The 1,455-nt window shown below is 44.3% G+C and carries 3 protein-coding genes; 2 read left to right on the top strand and 1 reads right to left on the bottom strand.

From position 1 onward, the window contains the following. Nucleotides 1-21 precede the first annotated feature (21 nt). A complete protein-coding gene (locus ACS8FD_RS14415) occupies nt 22-459 on the top strand; it encodes a YeeE/YedE family protein (protein ID WP_439262283.1) in 438 nt (145 codons plus the stop codon). 77 nt (nt 460-536) lie between these two features. Next, entirely contained in the window at nt 537-956 is a 420-nt protein-coding gene (locus ACS8FD_RS14410) for a DUF6691 family protein (protein WP_075103374.1), read from the top strand. Nucleotides 957-1,109: 153 nt separating this feature from the next. Here ACS8FD_RS14410 and ACS8FD_RS14405 read toward each other — a convergent pair. Then, nucleotides 1,110-1,455, bottom strand: a 346-nt coding sequence (locus ACS8FD_RS14405; RefSeq protein WP_439276361.1) for an AMP-binding enzyme, incomplete at its 5' end; no start/stop codon positions are given.

Below are 1,455 nucleotides of genomic sequence, written 5' to 3'. Positions count from 1 at the left end.
AAAACTAGTGAGTAAACCGTTATGAGTATACAAGTGGACTGGCAAGCATTTACGCCCATATCCTTAGTAGGTGGTTTGATGCTAGGAGTGGCGACTGTCATCTTGCTGCTGGGTATTGGGCGTATTGCTGGCATTAGTGGCATCTTTTCAAGTTTGCTAAAACCCAAGCGCGTGGAGATGTGGCAAGTTCTATTTATTGCTGGTCTAATCATCTCGCCTTTACTCTATAGTGCGTTCAGACCTTTGCCTGACATAGAAGTCAGCACCTCTTTACCGCTGCTGATTGCAGCAGGGTTGCTAGTCGGCTTTGGTACGCGCTTAGGTTCAGGTTGCACAAGTGGTCATGGCATCTGCGGCAATGCGCGTATGTCACCGCGCTCTATAGCAGCGACAGTGACCTTTATGCTCTTTGGTATCGTGACCGTCTATATCGGTCATCATGTACTAGGGTTACTATAAATGCAAAATGGCTTAGATAGCGTATTGCATAGACGGCGTTCGATACTTTTAATAAAAGATGATAGCGAGATATAATAATGCTAAAAAATATAATTGGATTACTGGCTGGATTATTATTCGGGTTTGGGCTGCTGATATCAGGTATGACCGATCCTGTTAAAGTACAAGGCTTTTTGGACGTTTTTGGTGCTTGGGATATTTCTTTAGCCCTAGTGATGGGCGGCGGCCTAGCAGTTGCCATCGTTGGCGTACAGTTAGCCAGACGGCAAAAGAGCAGCTGGATTGGCACCGCAATTGATATGCCAAACAAAACAGTCATCACAAAAAAATTGTTAATCGGTGCGATGCTATTTGGTATCGGCTGGGGATTGGTTGGTATTTGCCCGGGGCCAGGTATTGTGCTGCTTGGCACTGGACAATGGCAGGCCTATGTATTTATTCCAGCGATGATAACAGGTATGCTTGCTTTTCAGTGGCTTGAGCCTAGGCTTAATTAACGTAAGCTTAATGAACACAGGCTTGGCTGATGACAAGATTGGTTAGTAAAAAAGAAGTCTAAAATAAAAAAAGGCTCAGTCTAAGAGAATAGACTAAGCCTTTTTTGTGTTTTAAGCTTCAGTATACAAGCGCTCGTCACTCAGATTTAAACGCTATTTTGCACTAGACGTTACTTTTGGCGTCTCATGGGCAAGTGAGATGGCCGCTTGACGCAGCTCAAACTTTTGCACTTTACCGGTACTGGTTTTTGGAATTTCGGCAAAGATAATGTATTTAGGGACTTTAAAACCGGCTAAATGTTGCTTGCAGTGCTCCATAACCGTATCGCGCTGCAAGGTGCTGTCTTCATGAATCTCGATAAATGCCACTGGCACTTCGCCCCATTTATCATGCGGGGCAGCGACTACTGCACAGCTTTGAATCGAAGGCAATTTATATAGAACGTTTTCGACTTCGATACTAGAGATATTCTCACCGCCTGAGATAATGATATCTTTG

The organism is Psychrobacter sp. 1U2 (genome assembly GCF_051847575.1).
The sequence above is the reverse complement of the archived record's forward strand: the minus strand, read 5'-3'. Positions and strand labels throughout refer to the sequence as shown.

Excerpts from the sequence above, each read along its gene's own strand:
- ACS8FD_RS14410 (WP_075103374.1), top strand. The coding sequence starts at position 537 with ATGCTAAAAAATATAATTGGATTACTGGCTGGATTATTATTCGGGTTT.
- ACS8FD_RS14415 (WP_439262283.1), top strand. The coding sequence starts at position 22 with ATGAGTATACAAGTGGACTGGCAAGCATTTACGCCCATATCCTTAGTA.